Here is a 19,335-nt window from a genome sequence, read left to right on the forward strand (position 1 = left end):
GCGAAGACGGAAATCAGCATGATTTTTCGCCGAACGGCCCAAAACACTCGATGAACGACAATCTGACTGCGCCCAACCCGGTTCTTTGGCCATTCATCGAAAATCAAGGGTGTTCCGCCCCGCGCTGCCCTATTTTTCTTGTGCAACACGGGCACGAGTTGGGACTCTCGTCGCAGCATGGAGTTGTAGACAAAATGAAAAGAAAATCTGGCATACGACAGCCGCTTTTTGCAACTCTGTCTGCTTTCAACCGCAGTCTGGCCCTTGGCTGTGCCCTGTTTCTGGTGGGAGTCACAAGTGCTGCGGCCCAGGGCCGGGACGATGATGCCGGAACGGATGCGCCCAGTGTGACGGTCGCGCAGATACAGCACAGTCCCGACAAGCGAAGCCATGTCACCATTGGCACGGCGCGGGCGGCGCAGACCACGGCGCTGATGCCACAGTCCGAAGGCAATATCGCGGCGCTTTACGTGGTTTCGGGTCAAAAGATCCAAAGCGGTCAGAAACTTCTCAAGCTGGACTCGGCCCAGGAAGAGCTTTCCGTGCAGCAGGCACAGGTGCAACTGCGGGCCGCTCAGCAGGTTTTCGATCGGGTCGAGGCTCTGGACGCCAGGGGCGCTGTTCCCGTGGCCCAGAAAGAGACAGCCGAAATTGATCTGGAGACGGCGAAGTTGGCCTTGCAGGAGGCGGAGCTGGCCTTGTCCCGCCGGTATGTTACGGCACCCTTTGACGGATCCCTGGGAATGATCGATCTGCATCCGGGGGCTCATATCACCCCAACGACCGAAATTGTACGTCTGGACGACTCGTCTGCGTTGCTGGTCGATTTCGCCTTGCCGGAATCCGCCGTGGGTGCGCTTGGGGTAGGTGACAAAATACCCGTGACGCCGATGAACGGCAACGAGGCTTTTCAGGCCAGCGTCGAGGTGATTTCGCATCGCATCGATCCGCTGGCGCGGACATTCGGCGTGCGGGCAAGGATCGCGGCCCCCCTGCCCTGGATGAAACCGGGCATGAGCTTCCGGGTCTCTGTCGACTCAGATACGGGATCATTCCCTGTCGTGCCCGAGGCAGCGATCCTCTGGGGCAGCCGTGGCGCATATCTCTGGCGTGTGGACGATGGCGCTGCACATCGCATCCCCGTTACCGTCATCCGCAGGCGTGACGGGCAGGTCTGGATCGATGCCGATCTGCCCCCGGGTGCGTTCATCGTCACCGAAGGCGTGCAGAAGGTACGTGAAGGCGACCTCATCGAAGTTCCGAACCAGTCCGCACAGACCTCTGGCGGCGTTGAGTTGACCTCAAATGACTGAAAACCGGCAAGATCTGGCTTCTGTTTCCGTGCGCCGCCCGCTGCTGGCGATGGTTCTCAACCTTCTGATCGCCATCGCGGGTCTTGCGGCATTGACCGCTCTGGACGTGCGTGAACTGCCCAATGTCTACCGTCCCATCGTGATGGTCGAGGCAGAACTAGCCGGCGCGGCCCCGACAACGGTTGATGCGGAACTGACCGGCCCGCTGGAGGACGCAGTGGCCCGTGTCTCCGGTGTCACCGCCATCGAAGCGTCCAGCGAAGAGGCAAGCACCCGGATCAGGGTCGAATTCGAGCCGGGTGTCGACATGGATACCGCAGCGACCGATGTGCGGGAGGCAGTCAGCCGGGTTCAGGAAAACCTGCCTGCACGGATGGAAAAGCTGACCATCGTCAAATCCGACGCCAATGCCGAGCCTGTGGTGCAGATCGCGGTGGTTCCCGACAGGTTCGACCACATGGCGCTGAGCGAGCGGATCGAAAACGACATCGCACCGCGGTTCTATTCAATTCCCGGCGTTGCCAGCGTCGAACTGTTCGGCGTGCGCCAGCGGCAGTTGCGGGTCGCGCTCGATCCGCTGCAGCTCAACCGATACCGCCTGTCTGTCACCGAGGTCGCCGATGCGCTTCGTAACGCGCCGTATGACGTGCCCGTGGGCAGCTATGTGTCCCGCGATCAGGAACTGCTGGTGCGGGCCGAGGCGTCGGCCATTTCCGAGGATATGATCGAAGAGATCATCATTCGCGATGGCATTCGTATCGGCGATGTGGCGCAGGCGTTCTTTGCCCCGGCTCAGGCGCAGAATTTCGTGCGACTGAACAGGGAACCGGCGGTCGGCATGGGGATCGTGCGTCAGGCGAACTCGAACACGGTCGAGATTTCCCAGGGGGTCCGCGAGGTGGTCGAACAGCTTGGAACCCAATATGACGACCTGACCTTTACCATCACCTCTGATCAGGCCGTGTTCATCGAAAGCGCAACGGCCGAGGTGCTGCGGACGCTGGTTCTGACCACGATGATTGTGATCCTGTCGATCCTGCTGTTCTTCGGCCGCTTTCGCCCCACAATGATCCCCAGCCTTGCCATTCCGGCCGCGTTGATCGGTAGTCTGGCAGGTTTCTGGCTGTTCGGGTTTTCCATCAATCTGATCACCCTGTTGGCGCTGGTTCTGGCCACGGGCTTGACAGTCGATGACGCCATCGTTGTGCTGGAAAATATCCAGCGCCGCCAGAAACTGGGCGAAGACCGCCGCACCGCAGCGGTCGCCGGTACACGTCAGGTATTCTTTGCGGTTCTGGCAACAACTGCCGTGCTGATCGCCGTCTTCATCCCGATCTCGTTCCTGCCTTCGACTACCGGCAGGCTGTTCCGGGAGTTTGGCATCGTATTGGCCGTTGCCGTGGCGATCTCGTCCTTCGTTGCATTGACCCTGGTGCCTGCGCTGGCGGCCCGGACCGATCTGACGCGAAAGACCGGTTGCGCATCGCTGTTGGAACGGTTCGGCGACGCGTTGCGCAACCTGTATCTGTTTGCCGTCCGCCATGTACTCAACCGTCCCGTACTGTTCGTGATCCTGTGCCTTGGGTTTCCCGGGGGCGTCGCGTACAAGCTGCCGTCCCTGACCAGCGAACTGACCCCGGACGAGGATCGCGGCGCGCTCGAGGTCTTCGCCTCGGGGCCGGACGGCGTGGGTATCGAATACATGCAGGGTCAGGCCGACGCGGTCGAGCAGGCGCTGTTACCCCTGCTTCGGGACGGGCCGGTTCAGTCGATCTATACAATCGTCGGACGCTATGACCCGAACCGAGTTGTCGCCAATGTCACGCTGTCCCCCTGGGCGGATCGCGGTCAGGCGCAGGAGGATATCATCGCCGCGTTGGACGCCCCGCTGGCCGAAATCCCGGGGTCCGACGTCAGCGCATTCGGGCGCAGCAGTTTCGAAACCGACTGGTCGAGCCGGGCGGGTATTTCGCTGGCGCTGACCGGGCCGACCTACCCGAAAATCCACGAGGCCGCGTTGGCGCTGTCTGTCGCGATGGAGGACGGGCCGTTCGAGGATGTCGAGATTTCGTACAATCCCACCCAACCGCAGATGTCGCTGGCTATCGACCGTCAGAGCGCGTCGGATCTGGGCGTCTCGCTGGATGTACTGGCCGAGACCCTGCGAGTGATGGTCGGGGGTTCGGAACTGGTGGACCTCGATGTCGATGATCAGGCCGTTCCCGTTGTGCTGAGCGCGCCGACCGGATTGATTCAGGACCCGTCTGATCTGCGCGATGTCTATATCACCTCGACCTCGGGCAGCCCGGTACCGCTGTCCAGTCTGACCACCCTGTCACAGACCGGCATCGCAGCCGAACTGGAACGGACTGCGCAACGTCGCGCCATCGAGGTCGAGGCCGAATTCAGCGGCATGCCCATCAGTCAGGCAATCGCCGAGCTAAGGACAATTGCGGACGCGGTTCTGCCAACGGGTATCGACATGCTGCTGATTGGCGAGGCCAGCACATTCGAGGAAACCAATCGCGACATTCTGCTGACCTATGCGTTTGCTATCGTCATCGTATTTCTTGTGCTGATCGCCCAATTCGAAAACCTGACCAGCCCGCTTGTGGTAATGAGCACAACTCCATTCGGCCTGGCCGCGACCATCGCCGCCATGATGGTCACTGGTGTAACACTGAACATATATTCGCAGATTGGGCTTGTACTTCTGATTGGCCTGATGGCGAAGAATGGAATCCTTTTGGTTGAATTTGCCGATCAGGAGCGCCGGAACGGACTCGAATTGCGCGGCGCAGTCGAAGCAGCAGCCCGCACGCGCCTTCGTCCCATCGCGATGACGCTGCTATCGACCATGATAGGCTCGCTGCCACTGATCCTATCCGGCGGTGCCGGGGCTGAAGCCCGTGCTGCCATTGGCTGGACCATCTTTGTAGGCCTGGGCCTGTCGAGCCTGTTCACCCTGTTCCTGACCCCCGCGCTCTACCTGTTAATTGCGCGTGACAGCCGGAACCCTGATACGTCTGGAAAGGAAACTGAACCCGGTGGGTTGCAAACTAGCAAATGATCTGAGGGCTTCGTTCCGATGCCTGCGTGGTCCTCTGTTTTCGTAAACTTTACGGCGGACTACTTTACTGGAGGAGGATTGGTCCGAATCCGGATCGAAGAGCTAGTGTCAGATTTCGAAAATTGGCGACCACAGCTCTAAGGAATTTCCAGGCCCTGATCAGTACTGTTCCACGCTCAAGCGGGAATAGGAGGTAAGAGCGAGCTGATCAGGCGACTGCAAGACCCATTCGAGGTTGAGTCTATAGCCGTAACAAACGGGGTGGTTCGAATTGCAAGTGCCCATTGCCACAGATGCATGATCTGCCTCAGCCTGATGTCGGATGCCCACGGCCGCTTAAGGAGAAGAAACTGGGATCACCCAATGGCTTGAAATGATTGCTCCGCAGCAATTTTAGGGTACGCAACGGAGCAATCTACGAATTAGTTCCGGAACGACATTCGCGGCAGAACGTCATGACCGTCGATCAGCTTGTGTTTGAAGACCGCGGCCACGTGACCGACAACAACCACCAGGAAGATATAGGCCAGCCACTTGTGCAGCGTCTCGGTCAGGTCTTCCATACTGATCCCCCCAAGGGTTTCCATTGTGGGGAAGATCTTGGGCATATTGACACCGAACCAGCGGACTTGGTGTCCGCCCACGTCAACTTCGGACCAGCCCATCAGCAGCACGCAGACCGGCAGCACGTACAGAGCCACATGGCCCAGATGTGCCAGATTGATATCCAGCTTTGGCATTCCTTCCGGCAGCGGTGGAGCGGTGTTGGTCGCGCGCACCACGAGGCGCAGTATCATCAGCCCCACCAGTGTCACACCGGTTGAGATGTGTAGGTCGAAGAGGAGCTCCTCGACAGGAGAATCCTCGGCGGCCAGGGTCGTCATGTAGAAGCCGCTGGCCCACATGGCCAGAAAGCCGATCGCCATGGCCCAGTGCAATAGTCTGGCCGTCAGCGCATATTTGACTGGTTTCACTTTTAGTCTCCGCTTGGTTTTTGAAATTGGAAAGGTTTGATCTCATCCGGGCTCTGGCGCTGCCGCCGTGAAGGCCCAAAACCGGCTGAGCAGATAGTTGGACCCGGCCACCGCAACCATGATGATCAAAAGCGCGACCTGCGCCGACATCCATGGCAGTTGGACAAGCCCCCAAAGCAGCACCTGAGCCGCCGCAAAACTGCCGAGCGACAAGACGCAATACCGCACCAATGGTTGCCTTGCTCCGGTCCTGCTGTGTTGAAAGGTAAAATTGTAGTGGCCCAGAAACCCCACGACCAAGGCACTGGCAAAACCCGCGGCATTCGCCAACAGCGCAACCACATCGAGCAAGGCAAAACCCAATGCGATACCGTAATGGACCGCAGTTGCAACCGCCCCAACCGACGAGAAGCGCAGAATTTGGCCCGCAAAGCTCATCCCATGTGCCCCGCGATTTGCTCTTCCGCCACGATGTATGCCGGGCGTTGCTTCACCTCAGAAAAGACCCGCGACAGGTATTCACCCAGAACCCCAATCGACATCAATTGCAGGCCACCCAGGAAACAGATGGCCGCGGTGATCGTGGCAAAGCCTGGAACGTCTACACCCCAAAGCAGAGTCTTGAACACGATCCAGAAGCTGAACAACATCGATAAGCTGGCGATGGAAAGCCCGATCAACGTCCAGATGCGCAGTGGCCAATCCGAAAATGAGGTCAACCCTGTCAACGCCAACCGGAACAGGCGGCGCAGGCTGAATTTACTTACACCCGAGTAGCGCGGGCGCAGTTCGATGGGCACAGCAATGGACCGGAATCCAACCCAGCTGAACAGCCCTTTCATGAACTTGTTGCGTTCCGGCAGTGAGAGCAGAGCATCCACAACCTTGCGGTCCATGATGCGATAGTCACGTGCATCAACCGGGATCGAGCATTCGCTGCCGAAACTCAGCAGTTTGTAGAACCCTCTTGTCAACGTCCGCTTGAGAGCGCTTTCGTCATCCCTGTGCGCGCGAACGGCATAAACAACATCGTATCCTTCTTCGAACCGCGCGATCATCTGCTCCAGCGTCGAAATGGGCTCCTGTAAGTCAGCGTCCAAGATCACCACTGCATTGCCGCGGCTACGCGACAAGCCAGCAGACATTGCCTGTTCCTTGCCAAAGTTCCGGGAAAGCCGGATCGCCGATATGGGCAGTTCATCACCCTGCGCGACGACCTGCTCATAGGTCGAGTCAACGCTGCCATCATCGATCACGACAATTTCGTAAGTCTTGCCCAGTCGAGTGGCTTCGGCGGCAACTGCTATGAGCGTGGCGCGAATGCTTCCCTCTTCGTTAAAGGCCGGGATCACAAAACTCAGGTCCGGGCGGCAATCAACCAAACTTATCGGAGTCGGAGAGCGAAAACTGACTTGTTCCGGATAGCTCATCGGCCAGCCTCCGCGAGCTCAGTGGACCGATAGTAGAGGACATGCCGACCATACTGGCCGATCCGCTGGAACCTGTTGTTTAGATGTTCGGCATTTTTCGCCTCGAGCCGCTGAGGGACGGCAAGCGCGTAGGCTTCATCAGTCAGCTGTTTCAGGTCCTGAACACTGGCCACGCTTTTGGCTTGCCCACGCGTATAAAACTCGGCCGAATAGCTGCGGTATTCGAGATAGTACAGCGAAGCATCTGCATCAATTTCGGTCAGTTTCGCGACCAATTCGCGCTCGCTGCGCAGCCTGACTTCCTGTGGTGCCACACTGGCCAACACTGCATACAGGCCGCCAACAATGGTGATGAATGTAGTAAAGACAATGAACAAGGCCCGCTGCGCGCGCTTTTGTTTTCGACCCCAGGCATCCGTGTAAAGACAAACCAGCAGTACCGCGGCAGCGGGCAACCCGGGCAGGGTATAGGCGGCCAAAATGTTTGCAGAAGCGGTAAACAGGATCATCGGCGACATGGCCCAAAGCAACAGGTAGCTGCGCCAGCCGGAGTGGTCCGTTCTTACCGCGCTGGCCACCTTGCGGGATTTGAACAAAAGCGGAATGAAGGCCAGGGACCAAGGAAGAAAGGACACTATCCAATCTGCCCAGATCGCACCCTTGGGGCGTTCGTGGCCGTTGCCGTACAGATCCCCTTGCCAGTCAGGCACGGTGAACCGTTCGAAGTGTTCGCCGATGATGAAGTAATTCAGAAAACCCGGGGTTTTGAGTTCGGCAGCAATATACCACGGAGCCGTCAGCGCTAGCATGAGTGCAATTCCTCGCACCCAAGGCAGTTTGCCAAACTCACGCCAACGCCCGGATACCAGTCCCCAGAATGTCAGGGGAATACCGCACAACACGACCGCCACCGGTCCCTTTGCCAACAGTCCGATAGCCAGTCCGACAAAGACTAATAACCCGTGGATCAACGCATCATCGTCAGAGTTGAGAGCGCGCCAGAATGAGACCATCGTCAGAACGACACCCAACGTCATCACCAGATCGGTCATGACAAAAGCCGATGCGGCAAAAAACAAAACGGAACTGGACAGGATGACTGTCGATGCCAGAGCCACTCCGCTTCCCATTTGGGAACGAACCCAACGGTAAAGCATGTAGAGCAGGCCAATGGCGCACGCGAAGATCAGTACACGTGCCCCGAATGGATTCACTCCGAACATTTCCATACCTGCGGCGGACAGCCAAGTGTGAAGCGGTGGTTTTCCCCAGAACGGAACGCCATATTGAAATTGCGGTGTGATCCAGTCCTGCATCTCAACCATCTTGCGCGCAATTTCGGCGTAGCGGGCTTCGGTCGTATCCGTGAAGGGCAGCGTGAAAATGCCCAAAAGTCGGACGACCGCCACCGCGGCAAGCAGACCGAGCAAAGTCAGATAGTCCGTGTGAGAAAGCGAAAGTTTTTCTTCAGGGGCTTCTTCAGTTGTCCCCTCAATTTGATAATTGGTGATTTCCGACACTTTGCCCGCTCCAACTGAATTGAGCGGCACAGATAGGCGCCTTGTTTGGCACCCAAATTCCCGGAAGTTTACATCTTTGTAAGGCTGGACATTTTTTTCAGAACGTGCCTATCCAACAACAGACATCCCATCAAAAAAAGCGTGCGCGCACATACAGCCCATGTTGCGACCCTTCTGGATTGTTGCTGAGAACAAGATCCGCGCCATGCGCTTCAGCGATTGCTTTAACCAGAGCCAGCCCCAGCCCGGCTCCTGGGCTGGTCCGGCTGGACTCCAACCTGACTGATGGTTTCGTAACTTCGGAAAGCGACTCTTGCGGAATTCCTGGGCCGTCGTCAAAAACCCCAAGTTCAAGATCATTCGCGACCAATGTGATACGAGTGCCGCGAGGCGTATGCCGGATAGCGTTTTCGATCAGATTGATCAGCATCTGTTTCAGCAGAATTGCGTCGCCCTGAACAACCGCATCGCCCGAAAAGTCTTTGACGAATTCGAACCCCGCATCCTCGGCCACCGGCCCAACAGCTTGGGCAACGTCTTCAGCAATATCAGCAAAGCTGACCGGCGCGAACCGTTTATGAACGTCTCCGGATTCCAGCCGAGCAATACTAAGGAAGGACTCGAACACAGCGATAATGTGGTCCGCCTGCTTCAATCCCAACTCGGCGTTTTCCTTGGCTTCGTTTAAATCGTCAGAAAGAAGCACGTTTTCAAGCCGAAGTCGAAGCCGGGCAATTGGTGTCTTCAGATCATGCGCAATGTTGGCTGCATTGTTTCGAGACTGATTGAAAAGACCTTCCAGGCGAACAAGCGTATGATCAATATTGTGCGCCAGGTCATCCAGATCATCCCGCGAGTTAGGCAATGCCACGCGGCTTTCAAAATGCCCCTGCGCAACACGGCGCAACGCGTTCAATATCTGATTCAACCGATTTTGGTTATGGACGCTGAAACCTGCCCCGACCGATAGGGCAATCAACGAAACCGCAACACCGATCAAAAAGAAAAGAAGAGGCACGACGCCTATCAACGATGTACTTTGGCCCTGGTTCGTACCTATCGCTAAAACACTACCTCCCACTTCCCCGACGAAAAAGAACCAATGGTCGTCATCCAGAGATAAAGGGTCATCTGCCGCCCTGTTCCAGAAGTCCCACCGGTCCCATCTGTCGTCTTCAATGACACCACGCAGTTCAAAAATACCCTCTGGCGGGATAAACTCAGAAGGTTGCTCTGCCTGAAAATAGAACACTTCGGTCGTGCTGTTAGGGTGACCTTCACGATCAAACCCATTGGCTTCTATGTCTTCAGCGACGTGACGAAACCGTGTGCGCAACTCATCTTCGATACGCGCGTTGAATTCACTGCGGACGATGCTGCCTGCAATGACGGCGCCAACTATTTGCAACAGTAGCAGGCAAGCCGCCACAACAACTGCCTGTCGTAAAGCGGACATTCTAAGATAACGGCGAAGCCTTCTTTTAAGGTTCAAAAATATACCCCGCGCCACGAACCGTACGTATGACAGTATCGCCAAAGGGCTTTTCGATTTTGGCTCTCAGGCGGCTGACATGGGTTTCGACAACACTTGTCGTTGGATCGAAGTTCAACCCCCAAACCTTTTCCAGCAACATGTTTCGGGTCAGAATACGACCCTTTGACCGCATGAACGTTTCCAGCAAACGGAATTCTTTTGTATTCAGGTCGACGGTTTGACCGTTTCGCCGGCACTTTTGCTTCAACAGGTCCAGGTGAATTCCCTTGGCTTCAAGGCTTGTCGCTTCGGACACTGGGTTTCTGGACAGACGACGACCTAACGCGGACACACGGGCTTCCAGTTCGGAAAAAGCGAAGGGCTTGGTCAGGTAGTCGTCCGCGCCAGCCTCCAGCCCCTCAACGCGGTCGTCGACGTCGCCCAGGGCAGTCAGCAATAAAACCGGAGTGTCGACATTGGCCGCGCGAAGCGTCCTCAGCACCGCCAGCCCATCCAGTCCCGGCGTCATCCTATCAAGAATAATAACCTCGTATTCCGAGGCCGTCGCAGCGATCAATGCTTCGCGACCATTCACGAACAAATCAACAACGTGGCCGCTGCGGGTCAGACCGTCGCGAACCCAACTGCCAATTTCAGCATCGTCTTCAAGAAGTAACAGGTGCACCACCATACTCCCGGATCTGTCCGCCCAAGCCCCTTTGTGCAACATACCGGCAACCATGCGGAAATCCCAACTGTCTACCAGTGGCCCGGCGCATTCCGGACAACATTGCTGCCCTCATATCAGGGCTTGTAAGCGGTAGCATTTACCACCAGCCGGGCGCAAACCAAAGCTATAAACAGCAAATCTCTGCGCTGTCGCCCATGTATTCGTTTTTCTCATTGGAGGCGACGGTCAGGTACATGAGTTTACCGTGTGTCGCCTCCAGCGCCCAACTACATGCCTGCAAGAATTGCAGGCGCAGTGTCAGTTTCCTGCAATCCTCGTATCTGTGGCTTGAGGTTCTCCTTTATCCGTTGCTCTTTTTCACACAAACATCGGGGGGAAGAAAACCCTTGCGGTCAATGCTTAGTAATTTTCGCTCCCCCCAAAAAAGCCCTAGCAGGATTGGTTTTGCTTCATTCAAAGATACGGAAAGGCGTTTCAATTTTGCTCTGAGAAATGAACCGTTAGAATATGATAGAGAGGTTCGTGCTGTTTTTGGTTCTTGTTCTTGTGGACCAAATTTTGCCGCCGGATCAAAAACGTCAAGCTGAACGGCTGGGCATGGTTCGATCTGCATTTGCTGCACCCAATTTCTGGTCCACAAAAAAGCTTCCATCATTGCATAGCCTTTTGCTTCATCCAGCAACCTTTTCGCGGCAGATGGGCCAAGCACATAAGCTGCAGCGCCCCGCTTGTTTTTGTAGATAAGTCTAGAAGAAACGTTCAGTTCCGGGTTGTTCCAAATTGGAGTTTTGCCAACAGTATGCTTGTAATGGGCGTATTCTAAGTCGTAAATGCAATGCCAAGCATCTTGACGTGAACCGATGTAGTTCAAGACCGCCTTGAAGTTTTCTGACAACAAGACGTCATCTTCTAGCACGCAGACTTTGTCGTCTTGCGCTGCGATTTTCTCCCAAACGCGCCAATGAGAAAAAGTGCATGCGACATCTACAGCTCTAATTGTACGCGTCCACTCGTTTGCTGCATTCTGCAAAACTCTTTCAGGCAAATCGTCAATTGACACACCGTTTACAAATTCCAACTCCAAACTAAGCCGTGTGGCTTGGTTCAATTGAAATTTGCGTCGCTCCTTGTTCTTGGGAGGGTTGATCACCAAAATTTTCAAGATGGGACCTTTCTAGTTTTCTGCCATGCCATCGAAGATGGCAAAATAAAACGGTTCACCGAACGGCAGGTTTGAACACTAATTCAACGCCAGAAGAAGGCCTTTGAAGTACTGAACCTGTCAGTTCGCCGCCAAACCAGTATTTAGGAACTTCGGCGCGTTCACTTCCTAAGAATTTTGCTGAAGCCTCGTCTCTGTTCGGCACACGACGCCCGCTTAAAAAGGGTTACCAGCGCGAACCCTGAAAATTTGATCAGGGTGAGCACCAACCGTCAGGGGGATGAATTCGATGGAGTGGAGCAATTTAAATCCACCCCCAAATGAAGGCGATAATCGCACCGTATAGGCAGATCTCCATAATCGCCATCATTGCGTTCCGCCGTGAGGATTTTCCGTTTTCGCATACGTCCCAATTCAACCGTTCTTGCTGGCTGATTTGAATTACATAGAGATGCCAAAGTAGATATCGGACTCGATCCGCTAGAACCCGAAGAAATGTTGAGGTATCCGAAGCCAGAGATTGAAGCCGCTTCGAAACCTCCGAAGCAAGTTTTACCAGTACATGTGCGCTTTCCTCCTTGTGAAAAGGAAGGCGAAACTTGGTCTGCTGCTCAGATTTAGAACGAGCCGTTACTTTGAAAATCATACATACCTACTGATTGCAGAGTGAATTCCGGCGTTTTGACAGAGGCCCATAAATCCCGTCTCAACGAAGCCGCGTTGTCACAGTGGTTGGGTTCGCTTCTCGAAACTCGGAACAAATTTGAAGTGAAACCAGCATACGGTAACCGCTGCGGTTCAGGTGTCTGAGTTAAACTCTGAATACGTCATTGACCTGTCTTTGAGTTTACAATTTTGTAATGAAACAGGATTGTCTAGACTCAGGACCTATTGATTTCCGCCGTGCCGCGTGATTCATCGCGCGCAAAACAAGCGGTGAACATGTCTGACCTTTTCTGGCTGAGCGACGAGCAGATGGCCCGTATTGAACCCTTCTTCCCGAAGTCCCACGGTAAACCTCGTGTTGATGACCGACGGGTCTTGAGTGGGATTATTTTCATCAATCGCAACGGTTTGCGATGGCGCGATGCGCCCAAGGAATACGGGCCTCACAAGACGCTCTACAATCGTTGGAAGCGGTGGAGCAATAAGGGCATCTTCGCCGAGATGCTGATTGGTTTGGCCGCTGACCATGGTGAAGAGAAGACGGTCATGATCGACGCAACATATCTCAAAGCCCATCGCACGGCGTCCAGCCTTGCGGTGAAAAAGGGGGACGTGGCCGTCTGATCGGTCGAACTAAGGGTGGCATGAACACAAAGCTGCACGCCATCTGCGACAGCCAAGGACGTCCACTCAACTTGTTTGTAACCGCCGGTCAGGTCAGCGATTACATCGGCGCGCGGGCTCTCGTTGGCAGTCTGCCAAAGGTGGATTGGCTGCTCGGCGATCGCGGCTACGACGCGGACTGGTTCAGAGAAGCGTTGAAAGACAAAGGGGTACGCGCCTGTATCCCAGGCAGGAAGCAACGAAGGACAACCGTCCGATACGATAAGCGACGTTACAAACGACGTAACCACAGTGAGATCATGCTCGGCAGGCTCAAGGACTGGAGGCGCGTAGCAACCCGATATGACAGATGCCCGAAGGTCTTCATGTCGGCAATCGCGTTGGCAGCCCTCGTCATTTACTGGCTATGAGTCCTGAGCCTAGGGCGTCGTGCTCATTCATGCCGGATAATAACATCGTGGAACAGGACCTTCGCTTCATCAAGAGACGCAAGCGACCGATGCTAGGGTTCAAGGCCTTCGCTTCAGTGGCGGCGACACTAGCGAAGTCGAAGTGGCGCACATGATCCGCAAAGGTCAACTCACGCCCGGAATCTGTCCATTCCGGCAATTTGTAGAACTTGCGGCACAAGCCGCGGGTTCGGTGTCAACTCTTCGTTCAGTCAGAAACTTCGCAACAGATCCGGCTGCGGTCCATGTTTTAACACCTGCCCGTCGAGCCTCGGCCGAAAAAGACAGGGAAATGATGAAGCATGATTGAACCCTATTCAGAAGCAATTTAGGAACGTTGGTTTCAGGTGATTAGACAGCATTTCTGTGTAACTCCTCCAAAGATACGAGCACTTTCTCAACTTCCGCTTCCGTGTTGTAGTGGGCGAGGCCGATCCTCAGAACTCCTTCGTCTTCGGGCAGATCAAGGAACCTGGCTGGTTCATAGGCATAGTTGTGGCCGTGCCAGACGAACATGTTCTGACCCGCCAGCGCTGTCGCTATATCCTTCGGCTGTATCTTACTTCTGAAAGAGACGGTTGGCACCCGGTCGCGCATACGATTTGGGTTGGTAATTCCATAGATCGTTGTGCCCGGTATTTCCTGGATTCCCGCGATCAGTTGGGCGGTCAGTTTTTCTTCGTACTCGATGGATTTTTCGTAGGCAGTTTCAACAGCCGCGCGCTCGGTCAACGAGGCGTCAAAATTCCGCCCCAACGAGACAAAATAGTCCAAAGTGGCCGACAGGCCCGCAAACAACTCGAACTGCGGCGTGCCGAGGGTATAGCGATCTGGCAGCTCGTCGTAGACACAGCGTCCCTTGTGTACGGGCAGGCTGCACAGCAACTCCTCATGTCCCCAGAACACGCCAAGATGGGGGCCAAAGAACTTGTAGGCCGAACACACAAGGAAATCACATCCAAGCGCCTGAACATCAACCGGATGATGTGGTGCCAGTTGCACAGCATCCACGTAGACATAGGCACCCGCCGCCTTAGCCAGTGCTCCAAGCGCTGCGACATTGTTCACCGATCCGGTCAGATTGCTTGCATAGTTCAGGCAAACCAGACGGGTCCGGTCATTGATGACTTTGCTCAAATCTTCCGGTTCAACCATCCAGCTGTCGAGGTTGATATCCACCCACTTGATAACTGCCCCCTTATCGGCGGCAATACCCAGCCAGGGGCCAACATTCCCCTCATGCTCGGCGCGTGTAAGGATGATTTCGTCCCCGGGTTTGAAATCCGCGCAAATACTGCGCGACATCTGGAAAGTCAGAGCAGTCATGCTGGGGCCGATAACAATTTCCGACGGTGACTTTGCATTCAGGAAAGTCGCCATATCCTCTTGCGCTTTGACCAGAATGGCATCGCTGGCCTGACTGGTGCGGAAGGCTCCACCGTAGTTGGAGGCATTGGTCAACATATAGTCCGAAACAGCCGCAGCAACTGATGCGGGCACCTGGGTTCCCGCCGGATTATCGAAGTAAATCCGGTCCTTACCCTCATCGGACAGTGAGAGTGACGGAAATTCCGCACGAACCTTGTCGATAGGAAATATAGCGGACATTGCAGGCCTCTTCATAGTTGGAGCGTATTTTCAGGGTTGTGTGTTTCTGAGTACGACACCCAGAATTTTCCCGATTGCCTCGAGGCAGCCAGAGATCATTTCATCATCGGGCGGAAACTCGTCCGGCAACATGCTAGCTTCGATCCAGAACCCGTCGATCAGCGCATGGCAAGTGGTCGCCAGACGCCTCAGGCGGTGTTCCGGGACCTGATCGCCATTCTGCCTCAATACGGCGCGAATGAGGGTTTCCATCGTTTCCCGATAGAGCAGATAGGTCCTTCGGTGGACATCGTTCATACGCGTGTCCCGACCTGCCATCTGCAAAAACGCTGCCCAGACGGCAACCGCCCTGGAACTTTTGACCGGCGGCCGCAGGCTGGTGGCGATATACATCGCCAACTGTTCATGCGCCGTCCCGCCCAAAATCCGGGCCTGATCCTTTGCGTCCTGAACCATGCCGGACATGTGATGTTCGAAGGCCCGCGAGATCAGCTCTTCCTTCGACGAGAAGTAATGGCGGATCAGACTCTGGGTGACGTTCGCTCGGGTGGCTATGGCGCGTACAGTGGCTGCCTCTGGGCCGTTGCTGGCGATAATGTCTAGGGCAGCCTGAATCAGGTCGTCCTTGCGGCGTTCCGGAGATTCTCGGTGATATGATTTCCGCTCGTCCGTCACCCTGCTCACCTCCTCTGACTGCATTCGCAAACCCCACTTTCGATCAGGCAGCACCTAGGTGATTCAGGTTTATAATGCAATTGCATTTTTCAATTGATCGTTTGAATTATTTTTCCTAGCTTTGGGTTCAGCGAACACCCGTGATCTTCGTTTTGGCGGCATGCCAAAGCTACGCGCAGACCTAAACATTAGAATACGAACGCAATGTGGCGAGGATGATCCCCGCCCAACGCAGAAGGAATGTCGACATGACAGCAGTTCCAAAACGCTTTTCCGGTCGTCAAGTTCTCGTGACAGGTGGGAATTCCGGGATCGGTTATGCGATTGCGGAACGCTTTGCGCGTGAAGGTGCATCCTTGATTTTGACGGGGCGCGATCCGGAAAAAGGCAAGCGGGCACTTGAAAAACTCAGCGCTCTTGGCGCGCCGTGTCAGTTTCTCGCCGCAGATCTGAGCTCAGAGGCGGACGTCTCCGAACTGGCGCAAAAGGTTGAGCGTCTCGACATTCTGGTCAACAATGCCGGATTGGGCGGCAGGCGTTTGCAGATCGATGCGGGCACCCCGCCCGGAGAGCGTTGGGACAAGGTCCGCGGCGCCAATCTGGATGCGGCGTATCTCGTATCGGCCTATTTTCTGCCCCTGCTCAAGGCGTCGAACGGGGCTATCGTCAACATATCCTCTACCGCCACAATGCATGGCAATTGGGGGCTGTATTGCGTTGCCAAAGCGGGGATCGAGGCTTTGACCCGTTCCTTTGCCGTCGAAGCGTCACCTGTGCGGGTCAACTGCGTCAGCCCAGGATGGATCACAACGGAAGAAAACAATATACTTGGATCTGGGACAGCAGACGGTTCCTGGGATATTCCTCCGTCTCTGGAAAACCGAATGGGCACGGGGCACGAAATTGCGGGGGCGGTCGCATTTCTCGCCTCTGATGATGCCTCCTTTGTTACGGGGCAGACGTTGGTGGTCGATGGCGGCATGTCGATTACCGATTACCCCTCTTCAACGCTTTTGGAAGGTATGGGCGATAAGCTGTTTTCCGGCGCTCTCGCCTCTGACGCTCCGAACTGATGCCAGCCGCGCTTGGTATTACAAAGGGTTAACAACGCTTTCACAGACAGGAGGGGTGTTGTCAGTATTGCCTCGAACTGAGCTTTGAGAATATTGCGAGGGCGCGCTCGAGCTGGGTGATCTCAAGATACTCATCTGCTATGTGCGCTTGTGCGATATCGCCCGGGCCGCAAACAATCGAGCTGATTCCGGCGGCCTCATAAATACCTGCCTCGGTCCAGAAGGATATCGTTTTGCGCTCTGCCGGAACGCCCAGACCGGTAAGAATTTCGGCCGCCCGATTGGCTATGGCTCCGGTCAACGGAGGTAACTCGACAGTTGTGCGCAGATCCCGGCCCGACCCGGCCAGTTTTTTAAGCCGGGATTTAACGTATGTAAAATCCTCTTGCGTGATGGGGCGCAATTCCCAATCCAGCCAGCAGCGATCAGGAATGATGTTGCTGGCGCTGCCGCCGTGAATTTGGCCGATCTGCAGTGTTGTCCAGGCTGGAGCGAACCCGGTTGAGGCATCTCCGCGTGTCTTCAGATCATCCTGCAATGACAGTAGCTTGCCACTAAAATCAATCGCGTCATGTACTGCGTTTCTGCCCAGTTCTGGCCGCGCCCCGTGACCTGACCTTCCCGTAAACTCAGCCCGGTATTCGCAAGCTCCCTTGTGAGAATCCACTATGGTAAGCGATGTTGGCTCGCCAACGATTGCCGCGGTCGGCTGAAACGGGAGTGGTGCCAAATCTTTCACCAACCGTTTAGCGCCGGATGCGGTGGTTTCTTCATCACAGGTGAATGCGTAATGAACGGGCTTTGCCAAATCCAATTTGGTATGCGCTTCGGCGGCTACCATTATGACCGCCAGAAAGCCCTTCATGTCTGTCGTGCCACGCCCAAACAACTTGCCGTCTCTTTGGGTCAATTCAAACGGGTCCAGAGACCAGGTTTGGTCATCGACGGGAACAACATCAGTATGTCCGGCCAACATTACACCGCCATCCACTTGCGGACCAATCGTCGCCAACAGGTTATGCTTGCCTTCCTGCGGGCACCATCGGTCTATGCGGGCGCCAAGTGCAGCAAAATGCGCGCTGATGTAATCCGTAATGTCGCGATTGGATCGCGACGATACCGAGTTAAATGCGACGAGGTCGGCTAGCACCTCGCAAACCCGGGACACGTCAGCCATAAGGGGTCTCCTGCTTCTTTGGGCTTGCTATGAAGCCAGGGCGGACTTGGCGTCAATCTGAAAAGGAAATCAACACTGTGATCGCCAGAAATCAGTCGATAAGCGGCATTCTAATAACTGGGCGCAATGGCCGGGACACCAGTTGTTTCGAGTAAGATCAGAGGCAGTCTGCCGTCGTTTCAATCCCCTGAACCGTTGCCCCCGCCATAGTCAGTTTCAATATCCCGAAACATCGTGTGAATATGATTTGTCGGATCGCCTCTTTCGGCACCTCCCCTTTGATCATGCGCAAACTCAATTATGAATGCGGGGCCCTGAATTCGATAAGAGATGTCTCTGCCTTGTTCGAGAGGGCCATTCCAGGAGAAACTCGTTCCGTCGATCATTTCGAGAAACCGCAAACGCGCCGCTTTTGCGTGCGAGGGAGGCATGATGTCCAGCCACTGCGAAACAAGCGCAAGTAGAAGACCCGTTTGGGTGCCGTTGAGAGAAGACGCGTTCAACCCGTCCTGAACAGGCACGAAACCATCCCTGCCCGGCCCTGTCTGGATTTTGCCCCGCTCTGGTGCCACCATCGCCTCGGCCCGTTGTTGTTCTGTTAGGCTGTCGATGAGCAAGTAGGCAAAATCGACCTCACCGCCCATCGGCATGAGTGTAGAGCCTGCCACTTCGAACTCTCTCGGGAAAGTTCCAACAAAGCTCGGGGACATGGAATAGCGTGCGCCCTCCAGCGTTATGTTCAGAGCGATGTGATGCCCGTCCAACTGCATGGCCCATCGCGATTGCCCGGACGGATCGCCGAACAAAACAATCCGAAAGGCCGCAATGCCGACACCTGTATTTGGCTCACCATCAATGACCGAGCGAAGGTCATCACCCAGCATGATAGCGCGTATTTTGTCGAACCCTTCTTCGGACAGCAGCGAAGCCAACAGATTGCAAAATGTCTGCATTTGCAGACCGTCAAGATCACCAAGTCTCAGGCCGCCAACGTCGCCGCGCGCCGGGATGTTGCTCCATGTGTATCGCTCCGGACTATCCAGCCGGTGATGCGCTAGAGTACGCTGCTCAGCGGTCAGCCCGTTGAGGAAAGCGTTCGCGGCCCCCGCCATCTCAGCAGGGCTATGGTTTCCGTCCCAAGGCGCGCACGATGCGAAATCGGCGCCGGATTGGGATTTGTAGCCATCAATATGTGCCAGAACGGCTACACTAGTCAGCATGACATAAACTGCTGCCAGACCAAAAGTCGATGTAAACCTCATGAAACCCATTCCTTTCTGAGATGCCTGATGCTTGAGAATAATAAGCCTGAATTGCTGCCCACGTGACGACATCTTTTGGTTAGATCTGAAAACACGTTTCGTTTTCAAATCGGGGAATTCATAGCAAGCAACGGTTTGGTCGGGTTGGAGCTTATCTCTGGACACAT

Annotated in this window: 14 protein-coding genes and 2 pseudogenes; 5 read left to right on the top strand and 11 right to left on the bottom strand. The window is 55.3% G+C overall.

The features are described 5' to 3' along the window. Nucleotides 1–194: 194 nt before the first annotated feature. Nucleotides 195–1,313, top strand: a complete 1,119-nt coding sequence (locus ACR0KW_RS15915) for an efflux RND transporter periplasmic adaptor subunit (protein ID WP_480805879.1) — start codon at nt 195–197, stop codon at nt 1,311–1,313. Then, nucleotides 1,306–4,383, top strand: coding sequence for an efflux RND transporter permease subunit (locus ACR0KW_RS15920; RefSeq protein ID WP_480805880.1), 3,078 nt, complete (start codon nt 1,306–1,308; stop codon nt 4,381–4,383). Before ACR0KW_RS15915 ends, ACR0KW_RS15920 begins: the two co-directional genes overlap by 8 nt. Before the next feature lie 422 nt (nt 4,384–4,805). On the opposite strand, the gene ACR0KW_RS15925 is transcribed toward ACR0KW_RS15920, so the two are convergent. The 7 genes from ACR0KW_RS15925 to ACR0KW_RS15955 form a co-directional block, all read right to left on the bottom strand. Further along, on the bottom strand, nt 4,806–5,357 hold the full coding sequence (locus ACR0KW_RS15925; RefSeq protein WP_480805881.1) for a cytochrome b: 552 nt from the start codon (nt 5,355–5,357) through the stop codon (nt 4,806–4,808). Between the two features lie 42 nt (nt 5,358–5,399). After that, nucleotides 5,400–5,795 (bottom strand): GtrA family protein, encoded by a 396-nt coding sequence (locus ACR0KW_RS15930; RefSeq protein ID WP_480805882.1) that lies wholly within the window; start codon nt 5,793–5,795, stop codon nt 5,400–5,402. Continuing rightward, nucleotides 5,792–6,787, bottom strand: a complete 996-nt coding sequence (locus tag ACR0KW_RS15935) for a glycosyltransferase family 2 protein (RefSeq protein WP_480805883.1) — start codon at nt 6,785–6,787, stop codon at nt 5,792–5,794. Before ACR0KW_RS15935 ends, ACR0KW_RS15930 begins: the two co-directional genes overlap by 4 nt. Next, nucleotides 6,784–8,307, bottom strand: a complete 1,524-nt coding sequence (locus ACR0KW_RS15940) for an ArnT family glycosyltransferase (protein ID WP_480805884.1) — start codon at nt 8,305–8,307, stop codon at nt 6,784–6,786. The genes ACR0KW_RS15935 and ACR0KW_RS15940 overlap by 4 nt, the downstream gene beginning before the upstream one ends. Before the next feature lie 130 nt (nt 8,308–8,437). After that, nucleotides 8,438–9,799, bottom strand: a complete 1,362-nt coding sequence (locus ACR0KW_RS15945; protein ID WP_480805885.1) for a sensor histidine kinase — start codon at nt 9,797–9,799, stop codon at nt 8,438–8,440. Beyond that, complete coding sequence (locus ACR0KW_RS15950; RefSeq protein ID WP_480805886.1) at nt 9,789–10,466, bottom strand: response regulator transcription factor; 678 nt, start codon at nt 10,464–10,466, stop codon at nt 9,789–9,791. Before ACR0KW_RS15950 ends, ACR0KW_RS15945 begins: the two co-directional genes overlap by 11 nt. Before the next feature lie 346 nt (nt 10,467–10,812). Beyond that, nucleotides 10,813–11,634, bottom strand: coding sequence for a glycosyltransferase family 25 protein (locus tag ACR0KW_RS15955; RefSeq protein ID WP_480805887.1), 822 nt, complete (start codon nt 11,632–11,634; stop codon nt 10,813–10,815). 942 nt (nt 11,635–12,576) lie between these two features. Between ACR0KW_RS15955 and ACR0KW_RS15960 the strand changes: the two genes are divergently transcribed. Next, nucleotides 12,577–13,334 (top strand): IS5 family transposase gene (locus ACR0KW_RS15960; protein ID WP_480805888.1). Its coding sequence is split into 2 segments (ribosomal slippage): nt 12,577–12,898 and nt 12,898–13,334, totalling 759 coding nucleotides; the frame shifts between segments, so codons are not numbered across the junction. Nucleotides 13,335–13,372: 38 nt separating this feature from the next. Then, nucleotides 13,373–13,506: pseudogene (locus ACR0KW_RS15965) on the top strand (DDE-type integrase/transposase/recombinase); the annotation flags it as partial. A gap of 218 nt (nt 13,507–13,724) precedes the next feature. Here the strand turns inward: ACR0KW_RS15965 and ACR0KW_RS15970 are convergent. Both ACR0KW_RS15970 and ACR0KW_RS15975 read right to left on the bottom strand, forming a co-directional pair. Continuing rightward, nucleotides 13,725–14,981 carry a cysteine desulfurase-like protein gene (locus tag ACR0KW_RS15970; protein WP_480805889.1) on the bottom strand — a complete coding sequence of 419 codons (1,257 nt, stop codon included), beginning with the start codon at nt 14,979–14,981 and terminating at the stop codon, nt 13,725–13,727. Between the two features lie 30 nt (nt 14,982–15,011). Next, nucleotides 15,012–15,656 carry a TetR/AcrR family transcriptional regulator gene (locus tag ACR0KW_RS15975; RefSeq protein WP_480805890.1) on the bottom strand — a complete coding sequence of 215 codons (645 nt, stop codon included), beginning with the start codon at nt 15,654–15,656 and terminating at the stop codon, nt 15,012–15,014. Between the two features lie 248 nt (nt 15,657–15,904). Between ACR0KW_RS15975 and ACR0KW_RS15980 the strand changes: the two are divergent. Beyond that, nucleotides 15,905–16,639: pseudogene (locus ACR0KW_RS15980) on the top strand (SDR family NAD(P)-dependent oxidoreductase); the annotation flags it as partial. A gap of 151 nt (nt 16,640–16,790) precedes the next feature. Here ACR0KW_RS15980 and argE read toward each other — a convergent pair. Then, nucleotides 16,791–17,906, bottom strand: a complete 1,116-nt coding sequence (gene argE / locus ACR0KW_RS15985) for an acetylornithine deacetylase (RefSeq protein ID WP_480805891.1) — start codon at nt 17,904–17,906, stop codon at nt 16,791–16,793. A 179-nt stretch (nt 17,907–18,085) separates the two neighbouring features. Beyond that, nucleotides 18,086–19,333, bottom strand: coding sequence for a DUF3500 domain-containing protein (locus ACR0KW_RS15990; protein WP_480805892.1), 1,248 nt, complete (start codon nt 19,331–19,333; stop codon nt 18,086–18,088). Between the last annotated feature and the right edge of the window lie 2 nt (nt 19,334–19,335).

The organism is Ruegeria sp. CG11 (assembly GCF_056537245.1).